The organism is Streptomyces davaonensis JCM 4913, from assembly GCF_000349325.1.
Classification (GTDB): Bacteria; Actinomycetota; Actinomycetes; order Streptomycetales; family Streptomycetaceae; genus Streptomyces; species Streptomyces davaonensis.
On sequence record NC_020504.1, the window covers coordinates 5,305,184 to 5,324,115 of the forward strand.

Consider the following 18,932-nt stretch of genomic DNA (forward strand, 5'->3'; position numbering starts at 1 on the left):
GGGCTCAGCTTCGTGATGCTGCTCGTCGTGGGGGTTTACGTCGTTGCCGGGAATCTGGCCAACGGGGTCGGTGGCGGCGCCAAGGCGTTGGCCAAGGGGGCGGTGCCCGCCGCGTATCAGACGCTTGTGCAGAAGTGGGGCAACCTCTGCCCCGCCATCAATCCCGCGCTGCTCGCCGCCCAGCTCTATCAGGAGAGCGGCTTCAATCCCAAGGCCCAGAGTCCGGCGGCCGCGCAGGGGATAGCGCAGTTCATCCCCGGCACCTGGGCCACGCACGGCATCGACGGCGACGGTGACGGGGACCGGGACGTCTGGGATCCGCAGGATGCCATTCCGTCCGCCGCGTCCTACGACTGCGAACTCGCCTCCTACGTCAAGGACGTGCCCGGCGACGCCACGAAGAACATGCTCGCCGCCTACAACGCCGGGGCGTACGCGGTCATCAAGTACGGAGGGGTGCCGCCGTACAGCGAGACCCGGAACTACGTGAAGACGATCACGACGCTGGAGGAGAGCTTCGCCGCGCCCGTCGGGCGGGTCGATCCCTCGGAGCAGGCCGCCGGGGCCATTGCCTACGCGCAGAAGAAGCTCGGGACCTTGTATCTGTGGGGTGGGGACGGCACCGCTGAGGACGGGGGGCGGTTCGACTGTTCCGGGTTGACCAAGGCTGCGTATGACAGCGTCGGGGTGTCGTTGCCGCGCGTTGCCAATGATCAGTACAACGCTGGGCCCCATCCGGCCAGGGACGAGCTGCTTCCCGGGGATCTGGTGTTCTTCTCCGACGACCTCACCAACTCGCGGGCCATCCGGCATGTGGGGATTTATGTGGGTGGCGGGTACATGATCGACGCACCGAGAACGGGTGCTGTGATCCGGTTCGACCCGATCGACACCCCCGACTACTTCGGGGCCACCCGGGTCACCGAAGATGGCGCGAAAGCGCTCCCCACCGAGGTTTAGAGGCTTCGTGAACCTACCCCCTGAGCTGCGGCGATGTATCTCTCTTCGATAACGTCTGAGTGATCATTCCGTGGAGTGTGGAACGTATCAACAGGGGCCGTGCGTTCCTGTTGACGTACTGACGTAGCCGAGCGCGGATCTACGACCACGGGGGTGGCACAGCGGCGCGCGAGATTGGCGTGCCGGAGAGAGACGACGAAGGGGCCGCAGCATCATGGCTGGACTCGCCGCATCCGGGTCGAACCCCGACGTCGAGCTGCTGTACGACATCAATGGCCTGGCCAAGGACGCGCCCGGGTGGTTCGACCGGGTCGTGGAGTTCGTCGGTGAGTACGGGCTGCTCATCGCCATGGTGCTGGTCGTGGTGTGGTGCTGGTCGTCCGTGCGGCGGAAGGGTGGGGAGGATGCCGCCTCTTCCGTAGCCGCGTTGGTGTGGGCGCCTCTTGCCGCCGCTCTCGCCGTGCTCGTGAATGTGCCCATACGGGGCTTTGTCGAGCGGCCCCGTCCCTTCCTCGACCATCAAGGTCTCGAAGTCCTGGTCTCCGGCAAGACCGACTTCTCCTTCGTGAGCGATCACGCGACGATCACCATGGCCATGGGCGTCGGGCTCTTCGTCGCCAACCGGAAGTTCGGCCTGGTGGGGATTGGGCTGGCACTGCTTGAAGGTTTCTGCCGTATCTACATGGGTGTGCACTATCCGACCGATGTCGTTGGCGGGTTCGCGCTCGGTACCGCCGTCACCTTGCTGCTCTCGCCCGTTGCCTCGGCACTGCTGACACCTGTCATGAAGGCCGTGGAGCGGTCGCCGCGGGGCGGGTGGTTGATCCGGTCGCGGAAGGGGGCGTCGAACGACGGGCAGGGCGCCGTCGTTCCCGGGGCGCGCACGGAGAATGCCGGGGCGGAGGAGCGGGACCTGGCGGCCTGAGCCGTTCCGGTGGGCCGGGGTTCTCACAGTGACTGCGGGAACGTGAAGAAACCCTTCGGGTCGTACTGCTTCTTCAGTTGCGTCAGGCGGGTCGCCGCGTCGCCGTAGTACGCCTTGCGCCAGTCCTTCAGGGTGGGGTCCGTGTAGTTCTGGTAGGCCGCTCCTGATGCGTACGGCTTCATCGCCGTGTGGGCCTCGGTCAGCCAGGACTGGGCCGTGGTGCCGCTCGTGCCCGCCTGCCAGGCGGCGATGTACTGGGCCAGCATGCGGGAGCGGCGGTGGACGAACGCCGTCGCCGTCGGGTCTACGCGGTTGACGGCGCCGCCCAGTGCCGTGAGGGCGATGCTGCCGGAGCCGCCGCGGACCGACTTCATCTTGGTGAGCAGGGTCTGGATGCCCGCCGAGGAGATCGAGCGGTCGAAGAAGTCCGACTTCGCGGCGTACGTCTCGCGGTTCAGGGCGCCCTGTGGGTTGCGGCCCGGGGTGGTGCCGGGGAGGTGGCACTGGGCGTCCGTGGTGAAGGAGGAGCAGCCCGCGTACAGCTCCATCGACTCCTCGTAGGAGCGGCGGCGGAGCGAGACGCTGGTGGCGGAGGCCCCGATGCGGTCGGCCAGGCGGTCCACGGCGTTCTGGAGTTCGCCGTAGGTGCCGAGGGAGAAGGCGGCGACGGAGACGGTGGGGGTGCCGCCGGTCGCGTTCGCGAGGTGGAACGACGACCAGATCTCGTCGGGCTGGGTCGGTCCCCATTCCTGCCATGCCTTCAGTACGGCGGCGGCCTTCGACCAGGGCCAGGACATGTACGCCGTTACGGCCTGGGGGGCCGGGTGGGTCTTGAACTGGAGTTCCGTGACGATGCCGAAGTTGCCGTTGCCTGCGCCTCGCAGGGCCCAGAACAGGTCCTTGTTCCTCGTGGCGTCCGCGGTGAGTTGCTTGCCGTCCGCTGTGATGATCGTGGCTCGGGTGAGGCTGTCGCAGGTCAGGCCGTAGGCCCTGGACACGACGCCGTGGCCGCCGCCGAGGGTCAGGCCGGAGACGCCCACCGTGGGGCAGGAGCCGGCGGGGATGGTGGCGCCCTTTGCGGCGAGTGCCCGGTAGACGTCGATGAGTTTGGCGCCCGCGCCGATCACGGCTGTGCCGGAGGCCGTGCGGACGCGGTTGAGCTTGGAGACGTCGATGATCAGGCGGTTGTTGCCGGAGGACCAGCCGGCGTAGGAGTGGCCGCCGTTGCGGATCGCCACGCGGAGGTTGTGGGCGCGGGCGTAGGCGAGGGTGGTGCGGATGTCCTCGGGGTGGGCCACGTAGGCGACGGCTGTGGGCTTCAGGGTGTCGAAGCGGGTGTTGTAGAGCTGGTGCGCGCTGGGCCAGGCGGTGTCGCCGGGGCGGATGAGGGGGCCGTCCAGGTCTTGGGCGAGGGCGGACCAGTTGGCTGAGGCGGAAGCGGCGGTGGTGCGGAGGGGCGGCTGAGAGGCGGAGCCGGTGGCGCTCGCACCGCCCCTGTCCTTGGCTCCCGTGCAGGCGCCGGTCGTGGCTGCCGTGAGCACGGCTGCGCCGCCGGCCATGAAGGTACGCCGTTCCATCTCGCCTCCCGTGGGTTACGTGGAACGAGACGGGGTGGTGGCGGTGTGGGTTCCATGGGAACCCCCGGACCTTTTTCGCCCCCGCCGCCCCTACCCATTCCCATCCCTGGGGGCTGCGCCCCCAGACCCCCGCTGTCGGCCCTGAACGGGCCTCGTCCTCAAACGCCGGACGGGCTGGAAGTGCTGGCTGCGGTCTCGTCTCAGCCCTCCGTGTGGGCTTCTGCGTCTCGTCGTGCCTGGCTTCTTGCTCTTCTTGCCGGGCCTCGCCAGCCGCAGGTGCAGTGGGCTGTGCAGAAAGGGCCCTGCTCGGTCGTGGCTGTGCGGTGGGAGGTGGAGGACGGGGGTGCGGGTGGGACCTGGTCGTGTGCCACGTAAGCAACCGTACCGAAGGAGCGGTAAAGGGTTTCTACGGGTGGGGGCGGGCGTTACGGGGGTGGCCAGTCGTCGTTAAGGGGAGCGATGGGGGCCACCGTGACGGACGTACCGGCTGGGGGGTAGGCAGGCGATGGCGGAGCGGCAGTACAGGCGGAGGGGGGCGGTTGTCGCCGTCGGGGTTGTGGCGTGTGTGGGGGTGGTGAGTGGGTGTGGGCAGCCCGTCCAGGCAGAGGGCGTCCATGGTGGGGAGGGGAGTGCGGTGGTCAGGGGTGCCGCTGCCGAGCTGGTTCGGGCTCGTTCCTCCAAGGCCCATACCTCCATGGAGATGGCCGCCGGCGGGACCCGCGTCACCATTCGGGGGGAGGGGGTCTACGACTTCCGCAAGCAGGTGGGGCGGCTCAAGGTGCTCCTGCCTCAGGATCCGTCGGGGGATTCTCCGCATCGGCCCATCACTGAGCTGCTTGCGCCCGGTGCGCTCTTCATGAAGAACCGGGGGGCCGGTGTGCCTGCGGACAAATGGGTGCGGGTCGAGACCGAGTCCATGGCTGACGGGAATCTCGTCACCGGTGGTGCCACCGATCCCTATGCCGCCGCCGAGCTGCTCCTCGGGGCCGAGGACGTCAGCTTCGTGGGGGAGGAGCAGGTGGCGGGTGTCGACGTACGGCACTATCGCGGGACCGCTGACCTGCGGCGGGCCGCTCGGCATGCCTCCGACGGGTCCCGGGACTCGCTTGCGGCCGCGGCGAAAGGGTTCGCCACCTCTCGGGTTCCGTTCGACGTCTATCTGGATGACGAGGGGCGGATTCGCAAGGTGCGGCATCGGTTCAGCTTCGTCAACGGGCAGCAGGACGGGCCCGTCGCTGTTGCCTCCACCACCTTGCTGTTCGACTTCGGCGTCGACGTGGACGTACGGCTTCCGGACCGCGACGACATCTTCGCCGGGCGTATCGCGGAGGAGTGAGGATCCTCGACGGTCGTCAAGGACTAGCCCGTCCGTGCCATGCGCGGTGTGTAGGCCGCTCCCTACTCTAGGAAGTCGGTGACGGCAGAGAAGAGGTGATGCGCGTGGCTCCGGTCGGCGGTACGGCAGTTCAGGACCACGTGGCCCTCGCCGAGATCGAGCTGTGCGGTGAACTGATCATCGCGGCCTCGGCCGCCGAGGAGCGGCTGAGCATGGAGAGCATCGACGAGGTGCTCAGGGTGGGGGAGGAGCGGGACGTCAGCAACGCCGACGGTCCCGGCTCCGTCGCCCGATCAATTTCGGCCTGATCCACTGCCCCCGCGTCTCAGGTCCGCAGCAGCCTCGCGATCGCCTTCGTCGCCTCTTCCACCTTCGCCTCGATCTCGTCGCCGCCCTTCACCGCCGCGTCCGCGACGCAGTGGCGCAGGTGCTCCTCCAGGAGCTGGAGGGCGAAGGACTGGAGCGCCTTCGTCGACGCCGACACCTGCGTGAGTATGTCGATGCAGTAGACGTCCTCGTCCACCATCCGCTGAAGGCCCCGGATCTGGCCCTCGATCCGGCGCAGCCGCTTGAGGTGTTCGTCCTTCTGCTTGTGATAGCCGTGCGTGGCGTGATCGTGCCCATGCTCGGAGGGCGCCGTGGTGCCGGCCTCGGTCGTCGTCATCGCGTCCTCCAGACATATACCCCTACTGGGTATATCGTACCGAACTTTGCTGGGTATAGGGCCCTTGGTACGCCCCCGTGCTGATCACTGTGCCCGATGGGCGACACTGGGGGACGGCCCATTAGCCGTGGCCGGATGATGCGCCTAGCATCAGCCTGACCGAAACCGAAGCACCCCGAGGACCCCACGTGCGCTTTCGTCTGACCCCCAGGGAGACGAGCTTCTACGACATGTTCGCCGCGTCCGCGGACAACATCGTCACGGGCTCGAAACTCCTCATGGAACTGCTCGGGGCGGACACCGCCGGCCGGGCCGAGATCGCAGAGCGTATGCGGGCCGCGGAACATGCCGGTGACGATGCCACGCACGCGATCTTCCACCAGTTGAACTCCTCGTTCATCACGCCCTTCGACCGCGAGGACATCTACTCCCTCGCGTCGTCCCTCGACGACATCATGGACTTCATGGAGGAGGCCGTCGACCTGGTAGTCCTCTACAACGTGGAGGAACTGCCCAAGGGCGTCGAGCAGCAGATCGAGGTTCTGGCCCGCGCCGCTGAGCTGACCGCCGAGGCCATGCCCAATCTGCGCACGATGGACAACCTCACCGAGTACTGGATCGAGGTCAACCGGCTGGAGAACCAGGCCGACCAGATCCACCGCAAGCTGCTCGCGCACCTCTTCAACGGCAAGTACGACGCCATCGAGGTCCTCAAGCTCAAGCAGATCGTGGATGTCCTGGAGGAAGCGGCCGACGCGTTCGAGCACGTGGCGAACACGGTGGAGACGATCGCCGTGAAGGAGTCCTGAGCGCGTCCATGGACACCTTCGCTCTGGTCGTGACCATCGCGGTCGCGCTCTTCTTCACGTACACCAACGGCTTCCACGACTCGGCGAACGCGATCGCCACCTCCGTTTCGACCCGGGCGCTCACGCCTCGCGCGGCGCTGGCGATGGCCGCCGTGATGAACCTCGCCGGTGCCTTCCTGGGATCCGGCGTTGCCAAGACCGTCAGTGAGGGGCTGATCCAGACGCCCGAGGGGTCGAAGGGGATGGGGATCCTCTTCGCCGCTCTCGTCGGGGCCATTACCTGGAACCTCATCACCTGGTACTTCGGGCTGCCCTCGTCGTCCTCGCACGCGCTCTTCGGCGGCATGGTGGGGGCCGCGCTCGCGGGCGGTACCACCGTGTACTGGGACGGGGTGCTGGAGAAGGTCGTCATCCCCATGTTCGTCTCGCCGATCGTGGGCATGCTCGCCGGTTATCTGGTGATGACCGCGATCCTGTGGATGTTCCGGCGGGCCAATCCGCACAAGGCCAAGCGTGGGTTCCGGATCGCGCAGACCGTCTCCGCGGCCGGTATGGCGCTCGGGCATGGTCTTCAGGACGCGCAGAAGACCATGGGCATCGTGGTGATGGCGCTGGTCATCGCCGATGTCGAGGACTACGGCGATCCAATCCCGGTCTGGGTGAAGATCGTCTGCGCCGTGATGCTGTCGCTCGGCACGTACGCCGGTGGCTGGCGGATCATGCGGACGCTGGGGCGGAAGATCATCGAGCTGGACCCGCCGCAGGGGTTCGCGGCGGAGACGACCGGCGCGTCGATCATGTTCACCACGGCGTTCCTGTTCAAGGCGCCGATCTCCACGACCCATGTCATCACCTCCGCCATCATGGGCGTCGGCGCCACCAAGCGGTTGAACGCGGTGAGGTGGGGCGTCGCCAAGAACATCGTTCTCGGCTGGTTCATCACCATGCCGGCCGCGGCGCTGGTGGCGGCGGGGGCGTTCGGGGTCGTGCACCTCGCCTTCCTGTAGGGACAGCGGGGCTGTCGGCCGGAGTACTGAAGAAACGTTACGGCGCCTTCCATAGCCCCAACTGCATACGAAAACGGGCCCGCCCCCTGGAAACCCAGGGGGCGGGCCCTTTATCGACCTCGCGGTGGCACCGCCATGCAGCACCGCGAGGGGTCTGTCAGCCGAAGCGGCCGGAGATGTAGTCCTCGGTGGCCTGGACCGACGGGTTGGAGAAGATGCGCTCCGTGTCGTCGATCTCGATCAGCTTGCCGGGCTGGCCCACGGCCGCCAGGTTGAAGAAGGCCGTGCGGTCCGAGACACGGGCGGCCTGCTGCATGTTGTGGGTCACGATGACGATCGTGAACCGTTCCTTCAGCTCGCCGATCAGGTCCTCGATGGCCAGCGTGGAGATCGGGTCCAGGGCCGAGCAGGGCTCGTCCATCAGCAGGACCTTGGGCTCGACCGCGATGGCGCGGGCGATGCACAGACGCTGCTGCTGACCACCGGACAGGCCCGAGCCGGGCTTGTTCAGCCGGTCCTTGACCTCGTTCCAGAGGTTGGCGCCCTTGAGGGACTTCTCGACGATGTCGTCGAGCTGGGACTTCTTGTACGAGCCGTTGAGCTTCAGGCCGGCCGCGACGTTGTCGTACACCGACATCGTCGGGAACGGGTTCGGGCGCTGGAAGACCATGCCGACCTCGCGCCGCACGGTCACCGGGTCGACGCCGGCGCCGTACAGGTTCTCGTCGTCGAGCATGACCTTGCCCTCGACGCGGCCGCCGGGGGTGACCTCGTGCATGCGGTTCAGGGTCCGCAGGAAGGTGGACTTGCCGCAGCCGGAGGGGCCGATGAAGGCCGTCACCGAGCGGGGCTCGACGGTCATGGAGATGTCGTCGATGGCGCGGAAGGCGCCGTAGTAGGCGCTGAGGCCGCTTACGTCGATTCGCTTGGCCATGGATATCACTGCTTCTTTCGGGAAAGTCTGCGTTCGGTCGCTGTATGGCCGCGTCAGCGACCGGACTTGGGGGACTTCCAGCGGGCGATGCCGCGGGCCGCCAGGTTCAGGATCATCACGAAGGCGATCAGGGTGAGAGCCGCGGCCCAGGCGCGGTCGTACGCCGCTTCGGAGCCCGCGCTGTTCGCGTACTGCTGGTAGATGTACAGCGGCAGCGACGCCTGCGCCCCTTCGAAGGGGTTGTTGTTGATGAACGGGTTGCCGAACACCAGCAGCAGGACGGGCGCGGTCTCACCGGCGATACGGGCGACCGCCAGCATCACGCCGGTCGTGATACCGCCGACCGCGGTCGGCAGGACCACCTTCAGGATGGTGCGCCACTTGGGCACGCCCAGAGCCAAGGATGCCTCACGCAGCTCGTTCGGGACGAGCTTCAGCATCTCCTCCGTGGAGCGGACCACGACCGGCATCATCAGGATCGCGAGGGCCAGGGCGCCCGCGAAGCCGGAGAAGCTCATGTCCAGGATCAGCAGGAGGCTGAGGATGAACAGACCGGCGACGATCGACGGGATACCCGTCATCACGTCGACGAAGAAGGTGACGGCGCGGGCGAGGGCGCCGCGGCCGTACTCGACGAGGTAGATCGCGGTGAGTACACCGATCGGCGCGGCGATCAGGGTGGCGATGCCGACCTGCTCCAGGGTGCCGATGATGGCGTGGTAGATGCCACCGCCGGGCTCGCTGTCCGCGACGACGCCCATCGAGTGGGTCAGGAAGTAGACGTCGAGGACCTTGATGCCGCGGACGATGGTCGTCCACACCAGGGAGACCAGCGGTACGACGGCCAGCAGGAAGGCGACCCAGACCAGCGAGGTCGCGATGCGGTCCTTGGCCTGGCGCCTGCCCTCGACCTTGCCGGCGATGGCGTAGGTGCCGACGACGAAGAGCAGCGCGGCGATCAGGCCCCACTGGATCTTGCTCTCGACGCCGGTGGCGAGGCACAGGCCGATGGAGACGGCGAGGGAGCCGGCCGCGATGGCCCAGGGGGACCACTTGGGCAGTCGGGCGCCCTGGAGGGAGCTCGGGTGCTGGACGAGAGTCGTGTTGCTCATGCGTTGGCCCCCGAGTACTCCTTGCGGCGGGCGATGATCATCCGGGCCGCGCCGTTGACCAGCAGGGTGATGACGAACAGGACGAGACCGGAGGCGATCAGCGCGTCCCGGCCGAAGTTGTCGGCCTCACCGAACTTGCTGGCGATGTTCTGGGCGAAGGTGCCGCCGCCCGGGTTGAGCAGGCTGCCGTGGATCAGGAAGTCCGGGGAGAGCACGGTGGCGACGGCCATCGTCTCGCCGAGGGCGCGGCCGAGGCCGAGCATCGAGGCGGAGATCACGCCGGAGCGGCCGAAGGGGATCACCGCCATGCGGATGACCTCCCAGCGGGTGGCGCCGAGGGCCAGGGCGGCCTCTTCGTGCATCTGCGGGACCTGACGGAAGACCTCACGGCTCACGTTGGTGATGATCGGCAGGATCATGATCGCGAGCAGGATGCCGACCGTGAGCATGGAACGGGCGGGGCCGCCCTCCCAGTCGAAGATCCCGGTCCAGCTGAAGTAGTCGTTCAGCCAGCCGAACAGGCCGTCCATGTGCGGTACGAGGATCAGGGCGCCCCAGAGGCCGTACACGATGGACGGCACCGCGGCGAGCAGGTCGATCACGTAGGCGATCGGGCCGCTCAGCTTGCGGGGGGCGTAGTGGGTGAGGAACAGGGCGATGGCGACGGCGATCGGGACCGCGATGGCCATGGCGATGATCGAGGAGATGATCGTGCCGTAGGCCAGGACCGCGATGCCGAAGACCGGCTCGTTGCCTGCCGTGTTCCATTCGAAGGTCGTGAGGAAGTTGCCCTCGTCCTTGCTGATGGCCACGGCGGCCCGCCAGGTGAGGAAGACCGCGATGGCGGCCATGATCACCAGCAGGAAGATGCCGGAGCCACGGGCGAGACCGAGGAAGACCCGGTCGCCGGGACGGGTGGCGCCGCGGGCGTTGCGCTTGTGCTGCGCCGCGGTCGGCTGTGGTGTGGGGGGAGGCGCTTGAGTGTTCTTCGTGGTTATGTCCATCGAGTTCTCCGGTCTGCGGCGCCCTGTGGGAAGCAGGGCTCCTGGCGGCGGTGCACCGGACGGTGCGGCCCGGCCCCGAGAGGGAACCGGGCCGCACACTCAGGTCAGCTCAGGCCCGCGACGGTCTCGCGAACCTTGGTGATGATGTCGTCGGGCATGGGGGCGTAGTCGTTCTCGGCGAGGATCTTCTGACCGTCCTCGCTGGCCATGTAGGTCAGGAAGGACTTGACGGTCGGCAGGGTCTCCGCCTTGTTGCCCTTGTCGCAGACGATCTCGTACGTCACCAGGGTGATCGGGTAGGCGCCGTCGGCCTTGGTGGCGTAGTTGAGCTCCAGGGACAGGTCCTTGCCGGTGCCGACGACCTTGGCGTCCGCGATGGCGGCCGTGGCGGTCTCGACGGAGGCCTTGACCGGCTCGCTGGCGCCCGTGTCGATGGAGACGACGGAGGAGTCCTTGGCGTAGGAGAGCTCCATGTAGCTGATCGCGCCGGAGGTCTGCTTGACCTGCTGGGCGACACCGGAGGAGCCGGACGCGGACTGGCCGCCGGGGGCGGTCCAGGCCTTGCCGCCCTCGTACTTCCAGTTGTCCGGGGTGGTGGCGATCAGGTACTTGGTGAAGTTGTCCGTGGTGCCGGACTCGTCCGAGCGGTGGAACGCCTGGATCTTCAGGTCGGGGAGCTTGGCGTCGGGGTTGAGCTTGGCGATCGCCTCGTCGTTCCAGTTCTTGATCTTGTCGCTGAAGATCTTCGCCAGGGTCGGCGCGTCCAGGACGAGGTTGTCGACGCCCTCGACGTTGTACGAGATGGCGATCGGGCCACCGACCATGGGCAGGTCGATGCCCTGGCCGCCCTCACAGACCTCCTTGGAGGCGGTGACCTCTTCGGGCTTCAGCGCCGAGTCGGAGCCGGCGAAGGCGACCGTGCCCTGCGTGAAAGCGGTGACACCGGCGCCGGAGCCGCCGCCCTTGTAGTTGATCTGGACGCCCTTGCAGGCGGCGGTGAACTGCTTCACCCACGCGTCGATGGCGTTCTTCTGCGCGGACGAACCGTCGGCCAGCAGCTGACCCTTGGCGTCGTCGCACTTGATGTTGCCGGCCTGGGCGCTGGTGGAGGCGTTGTCGCTGCCGGTGTCACCCGTGTCGTCGGAGCCGCACGCCGTGAGGGCCAGGGCGCCGGAGACGGCGAGAGCACCGAGAGCGAGGGCCCGCCGGTTCATGCGCTGAAGCTTCACTTGAGGGAGTTCCTTCCAGGAGCCGCCGTCCTGAATCCGGCGGCGTGCGAAGTCTTGGAGATGCGGGCGAGGTGTCGAACCACGCGCCACACCGCGTAAGGCCGAAATTAGGCAGAAGAGGTGAAGGCGCCGATGGCCGTAAATGAACGAGGGGTGAACCCCTGGGGACGGTGCGGTGAGGTCACGGAACGCTTACGTTGAGGACACAGGGCGATGCCGACCCCGGCCTCGCCTGGTCACTCTATGCATCCGGGTGACTGCGTACGCGTCTGGCGGGCCGGACGCGTGACGGCCGACCCACGATCGGCGGACCGTCAACACGGTCAGTGGCCCTGCGCGCGTTCGGCGGGTATCCCCAGCTCGTCCACGAGGTCCCGGTCGCGGGTCTGGGTCAGTCTGCGGCGGGCCGCGTCGGGACGCAGCCAGACGATGCGGTCGACCTCGGTACTGGGGACGAAGGTGCCGGGGCCGGCCTCGGCGGCCCAGTAGCGGACCTGCTTGGGGCGGCCGCCGACCATGTACCGCAGGGTGGAGAGCTCGGTGCCGGCGGTGGCTCGGTAGCCGGTCTCCTCCTCCACCTCGCGCAGGGCGGCGGCGAGCGGGTCCTCGGCGCGTTTCAGCTTGCCCTTCGGGTGCGACCAGTCGTCGTACTTCGGCCGGTGGACGAGGCAGACCTCCAGCTCGCCGTCGACGGGGGAGCGGCGCCACAGGACGCAGCCGGCGGCTTGGACCGTCGAGTCGTTCAAGTCGTTCAGTGATGTCACCGGGTGCCTGCCTCCTTGGTTGTCCGGTGCCGTCAGGGGGTGCTGATCCGCTGTTTCTGCCAGCACTGCTGGAAGGCGAAGCGGGCTGCCTCGACCTCGTGGCGCTGGTCGGCGTGGAGCACGCCCAGGGCGTAGGCCGTGGCGGGGGCGATACGCGGGGTGCGGGCCGCTGCCGCTGCCGCCGCGGCGGCCTCGGAGGCGTCGCGGTGCCGGTCCAGGGACTGGCCGGCGGTGAGCAGCCGTACGTCCAGGGGGGCGTCCTCGCCGAGGAGGGCCTCGCGGGCGTAGCGGTGCAGGCGGAGCAGGAGGCGGACCTGGTGCCAGGGGGCGTCCTGGGGGTGGGGTGACGGGTCCGGGGAGAGGCCGTGGATGAGGGCCTCGGCGTTGTACGGGCTGCCTGCGGTGACCAGAGGGAGGGCGGCTACGGCGTCCGTGAGGCGCTCCTCCGCCGCGGCGGCCAGGGGGTGGAGTTCGGTGGTGGTGGCGGAGGGGGCGAGGGGGACCTCGCTGGCGAGTACGGCGATGCTGTCGGCGACTGCGTGGAAGCGGCTGGAGCCCAGTGCCTGGAGGGCGGTGCTGTGGGCTCGGGTACGGGCGAGGGTCAGCTGGCGGTCGAGCAGGGCACCGGCTTTTGCCGCGCCTACGGTGAGATTGCCGCGGTCTGTTGTCGCCGGGGGCTGGGTCGCGGCTCCGTCGGTTGTTGTGTTGCCGTTCGCCGTGGTGGCCGGGGAGTGGGTCGAGGGACCGGCGCTGCCGGGTGCGCCATTCCTTGGGACGGGCGCCGCCCCAGCGGCACGACTGCCCGCAGCTGCGGCGGATTGAGCAGTTGCTTCGGTGACCTGTGCCGGAACAACCGTCGCTCCCGACAGGCGGTGCAGGGCCAGCAGCAGGCGCTCCAGGCGGGACGCGTACGCGTGTTCCATGGCCAGCGTGCCGGACAGCCAGGCCAGTTCCGGGCGGATCCGTTCGGACCAGTCGGGGTCCAGGAGGGGGCGGAAGGTGTGCAGGCTGCCGCTGATGCGGCGGGCCGAGCGGCGCAGGGCGCGCGCCGCGTCGACCGAGTCCTGCGAACCGTTGCCGTTCTCCCCCGTCCGTGACTTCGCCCGCCCCGGAGATCCTCCGTCGCCGCCGCCGGTCTCCCGGTGCAGCCGCAGTGCGCGGAGGAACTCCATGGCCTGGGTGCGCAGGTACGCCTCAAGGGCCTCCCCGGTCACCGGCACGGCCGTGGGGTTGGTCGGGTCAAGGTGTTGCTGTGCCACGCCGGCGCCTCCGGGCGTCTATGAGCATCTCCTGGACGTTCCGCAGGGGCTGGCCTTCGGCGTCGGTCGCGTGCCGGGTCCACTCGCCGTCCGGACCGAGGTGCCAGGAGGCCGTGGTGTCGGACATGCCGGTCTCCAGCAACCGGTTGAGGGCCGCCCGGTGGGCCGGGTCGGTGACCCTGACCAGTGCCTCGATGCGGCGGTCGAGGTTGCGGTGCATCATGTCGGCGCTGCCGATCCACACCTCGGGCTCGCCGCCGTTGCCGAAGGCGAAGACCCGGGAGTGTTCCAGGAAGCGGCCGAGGACGGAGCGGACCCGGATGTTCTCCGACAGGCCCGCAACGCCGGGGCGCACGGCACAGATGCCGCGCACCCAGACGTCGACCGGCACGCCCGCCTGGGACGCGCGGTACAGAGCATCGATGACGGCCTCGTCGACCATCGAGTTGACCTTGATACGGATGAACGCGGGGCGGCCCGCACGGTGGTGCTGGGCCTCCTTGTTGATCCGTGAGATCAGGCCGTCGCGCAGGGACTTGGGGGCCACCAGCAGGCGGCGGTAGGTCTCTCGGCGCGAGTAGCCCGACAGGCGGTTGAAGAGGTCCGAGAGGTCCGCGCCGACCTGGGCGTCGGCCGTGAGCAGGCCGAGGTCCTCGTACAGGCGGGCCGTCTTCGGGTGGTAGTTGCCGGTGCCGACATGGCTGTACCGGCGGAGCGTGTCGCCCTCCTGACGGACCACCAGGGACAGCTTGCAGTGGGTCTTCAGGCCGACGAGGCCGTAGACCACGTGGCAGCCCGCCTCCTCCAGACGCTTGGCCCACTTGATGTTGGCGTGCTCGTCGAAGCGGGCCTTGATCTCGACCAGGACCAGCACCTGCTTGCCGGCCTCGGCCGCGTCGATGAGCGCGTTGACTATGGGGGAGTCGCCCGAGGTCCGGTACAGGGTCTGCTTGATGGCGAGGACGTCCGGGTCCTCGGCCGCCTGCTCCAGGAACGCCTGCACGGAGGTGGAGAAGGAGTCGTAGGGGTGGTGCAGCAGCACGTCCCGGCTGCGCAGTGCGGCGAATATGTCGGGCGCGGACGCCGACTCGACCTCGGCGAGATCGCGGTGGGTGCCCGCCACGAACTTCGGGTACTTCAGCTCGGGCCGGTCAAGGGAGGCGATCCGGAACAGTCCGGTGAGGTCCAGCGGGCCGGGCAGCGGGTAGACCTCGGCCTCGGAGATCTTCAGCTCGCGCACCAGCAGGTCCAGGACCTCGCGGTCGATGGACTCCTCGACCTCCAGGCGCACCGGCGGCCCGAAGCGGCGCCGCATGAGCTCCTTCTCCAGGGCCTGGAGGAGGTTCTCGGCGTCGTCCTCCTCGACCTCGAGGTCCTCGTTGCGGGTGATGCGGAAGGCGTGGTGCTCCAGCACCTCCATGCCCGGGAACAGCTCTTCCAGGTGCGCGGCGATGACGTCCTCGATGGGGACGTAGCGGCCGGGGCTGGACTCCAGGAAGCGGGTCAGCAGCGGCGGCACCTTGACGCGGGCGAAGTGGCGGTGCCCGCTGACCGGGTTGCGCACCACGACGGCCAGGTTCAAGGAGAGGCCGGAGATGTAGGGGAAGGGGTGGGCCGGGTCGACGGCCAGCGGGGTCAGCACGGGGAAGATCTGGTGCCGGAAGAGGGTGAACAGGCGGGCCTGCTCCTTCTCCGTCAGCTCGCTCCAGCGGACCAGGTGGATGCCCTCCTCCGCGAGCGCGGGGGCGACGTCCTCGTGGAAGCAGGCGGCGTGCCGGGCCATCAGCTCGCGCGAGCGGGCCCAGATCATCTCCAGCACCTGGGTCGGCTGGAGGCCGGAGGCGGACCGGGTGGCGACACCGGTGGCGATCCGGCGCTTCAGACCGGCCACCCGGACCATGAAGAACTCGTCCAGATTGCTGGCGAAGATGGCCAGGAAGTTCGCCCGCTCCAGGAGCGGTGTGGTCGGGTCCTCGGCGAGTTCGAGGACCCGCTCGTTGAACGCCAGCCAGCTGCGCTCCCGGTCGAGGAAGCGGCCCTGGGGCAGGGGGGCGCCCTCGCTCTGCGCCTCCTCGTAGGCGTCGAGGTCGGCGTCGATGTCGGGTTCGAGATCGGAGACCGAACCGGCCACGGTGCGCGAGCGGTGGGCGGCGATGGAGCCTACGGAGGGCTGCGCGTGCTGGACCTGTGCCTGGGCGTTCTGCTGACTCATGGACCCATTCTTCCGCGTTCCCAGCGATACGGGCGCGTCGGAGGACGCGGGCGGGAGGGTCGCGGCGAGGCGTCGGGCGTCGCCGTTCCCCGCGATTCCCTCGGGAGGCGGCGACGGCTCTGGCACGGCGGGCTTCATTCGCCGAGCGTCGCAAGTCCGTCTGAACCAATGGTTACGGAGACATGGCGTGCGGGATAGCGAGCGGCGGCTCCCGGGCGTCTACCTGCCCGGGCCGGACGTCCACTCGCCGGGGCCGGACGTCCCTCCCCCCGTAGGAGGGACGTCCGGCCCCGGGGCTCAGGTGGTGCGGCGGCGCAGCAGCCAGTAGGCGCCCGCGACGGCGGCGCCCGCGGTGGCGAGCAGGATGCCGCTCTCGACGTACTGGACCGGCCAGAAGTGGGACGGCGGGTGGTAGCTCAGCTCGGTCCGGCTCGATGTCACCTGGAAGGCCGAGCGGGGTACCTCCCAGCCCTCCGTCGAGCGGGTGACCGTGGGCCACAGGTCCTCGCGGTGGCGCTCCAGGAGGTTGAACAGGAGCAGTGCGGCCCCGAAGGCGGCTCCGGCCGCGGGCAGGGCCCGGCCGAGCAGCATCCCGGCGAGCGCGCCGAGAGCGAGGCCGGTCAGGGCGTAGGCGACGGCCGTGGGTCCGGTGCCGACGTAGACGTCCGGGTAGTACCAGTCCCCGACCAGGTTGGGGTTGTCCGCGCCGCGGGCCCACACGCCCAGCAGGACCAGTGCGGTCGTGCCCAGGGTGAGCAGGACGGCCGGGACGGCGAGCTTGGCGGTCAGCCAGTGCGCCGGGGTGACCGACTGGGTCCAGGCCAGGCGTGCGGTGCCGTTCTCCAGTTCGCGCCCGATGAGCGCGCCGCCCGCCCAGGCGGCCACCGGGAAGATCAGCCAGGCGAGGCAGGCGGTGACGAAGGCGATGCCGTTGGAGTAGGTCTCGTCCGCGGTGATCGCGTCGACCGCGGCGCAGGACGGCAGCCCCTCTGCGGCCGGGATCGCGCAGGCGCTGTTGCCGCGCTCGGCCTCGTCGGCGAGCGCGGCCAGCCGGAACAGGAACGACACGGCGGCGAGCAGGGCGAGCCCCCACCCGACGAGCGCGGTCCGGTGCAGCCGGAGCACGGCCCGAAGCAGGCCCTTGGGGCGGGGCCCGGGCCCGGCCGCGCGTACGGCCGCCGGGGCGGGGATCGCGGTCATACGGCGGCTCCCGTGCGGCGCTTGAGCAGCCAGAACGCGGCGGCGACGGCGATCGCCGCGAGGGCCAGGACGATGCCGGTCTCCATCAGCTGAAGGGGCCAGAAGTGCGAGGCCGGGTGGTGGTCGGCGTAGAAGCCGGTGATGTCGCGGTCGGTGAGACAGCGGGGCTCGCCCATGCAGTCGGGGATCGGGACGCGGGCGCCGGTGGAGGTGAGGGCGCCGCCTTCGACGATCATGCCGACGGTCTCCGGGTAGTCGTCCGAGGCGATGGCGGTCTCGGTCGTCCACAGGTGCGGGCGCCACCGGCCGAGCTGGTGCGTGAGGGCCAGCGCGGCCAGGCCTGCGACGGCCAGTGCGGGCAGGCTGCGCTTCAGCAGCAGGCCGGTGAGGGCGCCGACGGCCAGGCCGAGCAGGGCGTAGGCGGTGGCGGCGGTGCCGTTGGCCAGGAAGATGTTGTCGTCGTACCAGGCGCGCCAGCCCATGGTGAGCCGCAGTTCGCCGTCCGCGGACCACACCAGGCGGTGCAGCAGGGTGAGCGTGAGCATGCCCGCGGTGAGCAGGGCGGCCGGGACGGCGAGCTTGGCGGTCAGCCAGCGCGCCGGGGAGACGGACTGCACCCAGGCCAGGCGTGCGGTGCCGTTCTCCAGTTCGCGCCCGATGAGCGCGCCGCCCGCCCAGGCGGCGACGAACAGCGGGGCGAGCCCCATCACGGCGCCGCTGAGGCCGAGGGCGTTGTCGTAGCGCTGGTAGGCGGGGCCGCTGACGTCGCAGCCCAGGCCCGGCTGTCCGGAGCCGCAGCCCGTGTCCAGGTACTCGGTCCAGGCGGCGTCCGCGCCGGGGCCGTACGCCCACAACAGTCCGCCCGCGAACAGGGCGACCAGCATCAGCCAGAACAGCAGGGCCGACTGGTGGACCCGCAGCATCACCCAGACCAGGCCGCGCGGACCGCGAGGGCCCGGTGCGGTGCCGGTGGCCGGTGCGGTCACGGCGGTCATACGGCCGCCTCCTGGGCCTCGTCGAGAGTCAGCGGCGGGGCGTCGGGGGCGCGCAGGTGGGCCAGGACCAGCTCTTCCAGGGTCGGCTCGGTGGGCTGCCAGGACGCGGCGACGGGGCCGTCGGGGCGGATCAGCGCGGTGAGTTGGCGGCCGGTGGTGCGGGACTCCACGACGGTGTGCGGGGCGAGGGTGTCCTCGGTGAGGGCGTCTTCGGCGCGGCCGGTGACCAGGGTGTGCGCGGCGAGCAGGTCCTCCAGGGGGCCGGCGAGGCGGACCCGGCCGGCGCCGAGCAGCAGCAGGTGGTCGCAGGAGCCCTCCAGCTCCGCCACCACGTGCGAGGACATGACAACCGTGGTGCCGTGTTCGGCGGCGTCCGCCATCAGCGTGCCGGTGAGCTGGTGCCGGGCGAGCGGGTCGAGGTCGGCCATCGGCTCGTCCAGGAGCAGCAGTTCGGGGCGCTTGCCGAGGGCCAGGGCGAGGGCCACGCGGGTGCGCTGGCCGCCGGAGAGGGAGCGGATCTTGGCGCCCGGGTCCAGCTCGCCTTCCGCCACGATCCGTTCGGCCACTGCGGAGTCCCAGCGGCGGAGGTTCAGTTCACGGCCGAGGCGCAGGGTGGCGGCGACGGTGAGGTGGGGGTGGAGGGGCTTGTCCTGGGCGACGTAGGCGAGGCGCTCGCGGGCGGCGGCGGGGGTGGTGCCCAGGGTGGTGATGCTGCCCTCGGTTGGTTTGAGCAGCCCGGCTGCGAGGGCTAGGAGGGTTGATTTACCTGCGCCGTTGGGGCCTACGAGGGCGCAGATGCCTCCGGCGGGGAGGCGGAAGTCGAGGTCTGCCAGGCCGGTGGTTCTCTGCGGCGCCGTCGTGGCTTGTCGCGCCCCGCGGCGGAGCCGCATATCGACACAGCCCCGCGCCCCTATAGGGCGCTTCCACGCGCCGAATCTCTTGCTC

18 protein-coding genes are annotated in these 18,932 nt (G+C 69.5%); 6 read left to right on the forward strand and 12 right to left on the reverse strand.

Features of this window, described 5'->3' with window-relative positions:
* Nucleotides 1–15 precede the first annotated feature (15 nt).
* Nucleotides 16–960 carry a C40 family peptidase gene (locus BN159_RS23475; protein ID WP_408055046.1) on the forward strand — a complete coding sequence of 315 codons (945 nt, stop codon included), beginning with the start codon at nt 16–18 and terminating at the stop codon, nt 958–960.
* Nucleotides 961–1,174: 214 nt separating this feature from the next.
* Complete coding sequence (locus BN159_RS23480; protein WP_015659480.1) at nt 1,175–1,885, forward strand: phosphatase PAP2 family protein; 711 nt, start codon at nt 1,175–1,177, stop codon at nt 1,883–1,885.
* Nucleotides 1,886–1,908: 23 nt separating this feature from the next.
* Here the strand turns inward: BN159_RS23480 and BN159_RS23485 are convergent, their stop codons facing one another.
* Nucleotides 1,909–3,462 carry an FAD-binding oxidoreductase gene (locus BN159_RS23485; RefSeq protein ID WP_015659481.1) on the reverse strand — a complete coding sequence of 518 codons (1,554 nt, stop codon included), beginning with the start codon at nt 3,460–3,462 and terminating at the stop codon, nt 1,909–1,911.
* A 505-nt stretch (nt 3,463–3,967) separates the two neighbouring features.
* On the opposite strand from BN159_RS23485, the gene BN159_RS23490 reads away from it, so the two are divergent.
* Both BN159_RS23490 and BN159_RS23495 read left to right on the forward strand, forming a co-directional pair.
* Complete coding sequence (locus BN159_RS23490; RefSeq protein WP_041819713.1) at nt 3,968–4,798, forward strand: lipoprotein; 831 nt, start codon at nt 3,968–3,970, stop codon at nt 4,796–4,798.
* Nucleotides 4,799–4,896: 98 nt separating this feature from the next.
* Nucleotides 4,897–5,106 carry a hypothetical protein gene (locus tag BN159_RS23495; RefSeq protein ID WP_015659483.1) on the forward strand — a complete coding sequence of 70 codons (210 nt, stop codon included), beginning with the start codon at nt 4,897–4,899 and terminating at the stop codon, nt 5,104–5,106.
* Nucleotides 5,107–5,123: 17 nt separating this feature from the next.
* Here BN159_RS23495 and BN159_RS23500 read toward each other — a convergent pair whose 3' ends face one another.
* Nucleotides 5,124–5,462 (reverse strand): metal-sensitive transcriptional regulator, encoded by a 339-nt coding sequence (locus BN159_RS23500; RefSeq protein ID WP_015659484.1) that lies wholly within the window; start codon nt 5,460–5,462, stop codon nt 5,124–5,126.
* Between the two features lie 188 nt (nt 5,463–5,650).
* Here BN159_RS23500 and BN159_RS23505 point away from each other — a divergent pair, with 188 nt between their 5' ends.
* Together BN159_RS23505 and BN159_RS23510 are read left to right on the forward strand one after the other, a co-directional pair.
* Nucleotides 5,651–6,271 (forward strand): DUF47 domain-containing protein, encoded by a 621-nt coding sequence (locus tag BN159_RS23505; protein WP_015659485.1) that lies wholly within the window; start codon nt 5,651–5,653, stop codon nt 6,269–6,271.
* A gap of 8 nt (nt 6,272–6,279) precedes the next feature.
* Nucleotides 6,280–7,278 carry an inorganic phosphate transporter gene (locus tag BN159_RS23510; protein ID WP_015659486.1) on the forward strand — a complete coding sequence of 333 codons (999 nt, stop codon included), beginning with the start codon at nt 6,280–6,282 and terminating at the stop codon, nt 7,276–7,278.
* Nucleotides 7,279–7,435: 157 nt separating this feature from the next.
* Here BN159_RS23510 and pstB read toward each other — a convergent pair whose 3' ends face one another.
* The 10 genes from pstB to BN159_RS23560 all read right to left on the reverse strand — a co-directional run bounded on the left by pstB (nt 7,436) and on the right by BN159_RS23560 (nt 18,877).
* Nucleotides 7,436–8,212 carry a phosphate ABC transporter ATP-binding protein PstB gene (gene pstB, locus BN159_RS23515; protein WP_015659487.1) on the reverse strand — a complete coding sequence of 259 codons (777 nt, stop codon included), beginning with the start codon at nt 8,210–8,212 and terminating at the stop codon, nt 7,436–7,438.
* A gap of 53 nt (nt 8,213–8,265) precedes the next feature.
* A complete protein-coding gene (gene pstA / locus BN159_RS23520; protein ID WP_015659488.1) occupies nt 8,266–9,324 on the reverse strand; it encodes a phosphate ABC transporter permease PstA in 1,059 nt (352 codons plus the stop codon).
* Complete coding sequence (gene pstC / locus BN159_RS23525) at nt 9,321–10,328, reverse strand: phosphate ABC transporter permease subunit PstC (RefSeq protein WP_015659489.1); 1,008 nt, start codon at nt 10,326–10,328, stop codon at nt 9,321–9,323. Before pstC ends, pstA begins: the two co-directional genes overlap by 4 nt.
* A 104-nt stretch (nt 10,329–10,432) precedes the next feature.
* Entirely contained in the window at nt 10,433–11,557 is a 1,125-nt protein-coding gene (pstS, locus tag BN159_RS23530; protein ID WP_015659490.1) for a phosphate ABC transporter substrate-binding protein PstS, read from the reverse strand.
* 323 nt (nt 11,558–11,880) lie between these two features.
* Nucleotides 11,881–12,321: an NUDIX hydrolase gene (locus tag BN159_RS23535; RefSeq protein WP_015659491.1), complete on the reverse strand. Its 441-nt coding sequence runs from the start codon at nt 12,319–12,321 to the stop codon at nt 11,881–11,883.
* Between the two features lie 32 nt (nt 12,322–12,353).
* Nucleotides 12,354–13,580: a CHAD domain-containing protein gene (locus tag BN159_RS23540; RefSeq protein ID WP_015659492.1), complete on the reverse strand. Its 1,227-nt coding sequence runs from the start codon at nt 13,578–13,580 to the stop codon at nt 12,354–12,356.
* On the reverse strand, nt 13,561–15,792 hold the full coding sequence (locus BN159_RS23545; protein WP_041819716.1) for an RNA degradosome polyphosphate kinase: 2,232 nt from the start codon (nt 15,790–15,792) through the stop codon (nt 13,561–13,563). The genes BN159_RS23540 and BN159_RS23545 overlap by 20 nt, the downstream gene beginning before the upstream one ends.
* A gap of 297 nt (nt 15,793–16,089) precedes the next feature.
* Complete coding sequence (locus BN159_RS23550) at nt 16,090–16,992, reverse strand: hypothetical protein (protein WP_015659494.1); 903 nt, start codon at nt 16,990–16,992, stop codon at nt 16,090–16,092.
* On the reverse strand, nt 16,989–17,987 hold the full coding sequence (locus BN159_RS23555; RefSeq protein ID WP_015659495.1) for a hypothetical protein: 999 nt from the start codon (nt 17,985–17,987) through the stop codon (nt 16,989–16,991). Before BN159_RS23555 ends, BN159_RS23550 begins: the two co-directional genes overlap by 4 nt.
* Nucleotides 17,984–18,877, reverse strand: coding sequence for an ATP-binding cassette domain-containing protein (locus tag BN159_RS23560; RefSeq protein WP_086016448.1), 894 nt, complete (start codon nt 18,875–18,877; stop codon nt 17,984–17,986). The genes BN159_RS23555 and BN159_RS23560 overlap by 4 nt, the downstream gene beginning before the upstream one ends.
* Nucleotides 18,878–18,932: the final 55 nt, after the last annotated feature.

Bases quoted from the DNA above. Each gene is read 5' to 3' on its own strand.
- pstC (WP_015659489.1), bottom strand. From the start codon at position 10,328: ATGGACATAACCACGAAGAACACTCAAGCGCCTCCCCCCACACCACAG.
- BN159_RS23555 (WP_015659495.1), bottom strand. From the start codon at position 17,987: ATGACCGCCGTGACCGCACCGGCCACCGGCACCGCACCGGGCCCTCGC.
- BN159_RS23480 (WP_015659480.1), top strand. From the start codon at position 1,175: ATGGCTGGACTCGCCGCATCCGGGTCGAACCCCGACGTCGAGCTGCTG.
- pstA (WP_015659488.1), bottom strand. From the start codon at position 9,324: ATGAGCAACACGACTCTCGTCCAGCACCCGAGCTCCCTCCAGGGCGCC.
- BN159_RS23545 (WP_041819716.1), bottom strand. From the start codon at position 15,792: ATGAGTCAGCAGAACGCCCAGGCACAGGTCCAGCACGCGCAGCCCTCC.
- pstB (WP_015659487.1), bottom strand. From the start codon at position 8,212: ATGGCCAAGCGAATCGACGTAAGCGGCCTCAGCGCCTACTACGGCGCC.
- BN159_RS23475 (WP_408055046.1), top strand. From the start codon at position 16: ATGCTGCTCGTCGTGGGGGTTTACGTCGTTGCCGGGAATCTGGCCAAC.
- BN159_RS23500 (WP_015659484.1), bottom strand. From the start codon at position 5,462: ATGACGACGACCGAGGCCGGCACCACGGCGCCCTCCGAGCATGGGCAC.
- BN159_RS23550 (WP_015659494.1), bottom strand. From the start codon at position 16,992: ATGACCGCGATCCCCGCCCCGGCGGCCGTACGCGCGGCCGGGCCCGGG.
- BN159_RS23510 (WP_015659486.1), top strand. From the start codon at position 6,280: ATGGACACCTTCGCTCTGGTCGTGACCATCGCGGTCGCGCTCTTCTTC.
- BN159_RS23560 (WP_086016448.1), bottom strand. From the start codon at position 18,877: ATGCGGCTCCGCCGCGGGGCGCGACAAGCCACGACGGCGCCGCAGAGA.
- BN159_RS23490 (WP_041819713.1), top strand. From the start codon at position 3,968: ATGGCGGAGCGGCAGTACAGGCGGAGGGGGGCGGTTGTCGCCGTCGGG.
- BN159_RS23485 (WP_015659481.1), bottom strand. From the start codon at position 3,462: ATGGAACGGCGTACCTTCATGGCCGGCGGCGCAGCCGTGCTCACGGCA.
- BN159_RS23495 (WP_015659483.1), top strand. From the start codon at position 4,897: ATGCGCGTGGCTCCGGTCGGCGGTACGGCAGTTCAGGACCACGTGGCC.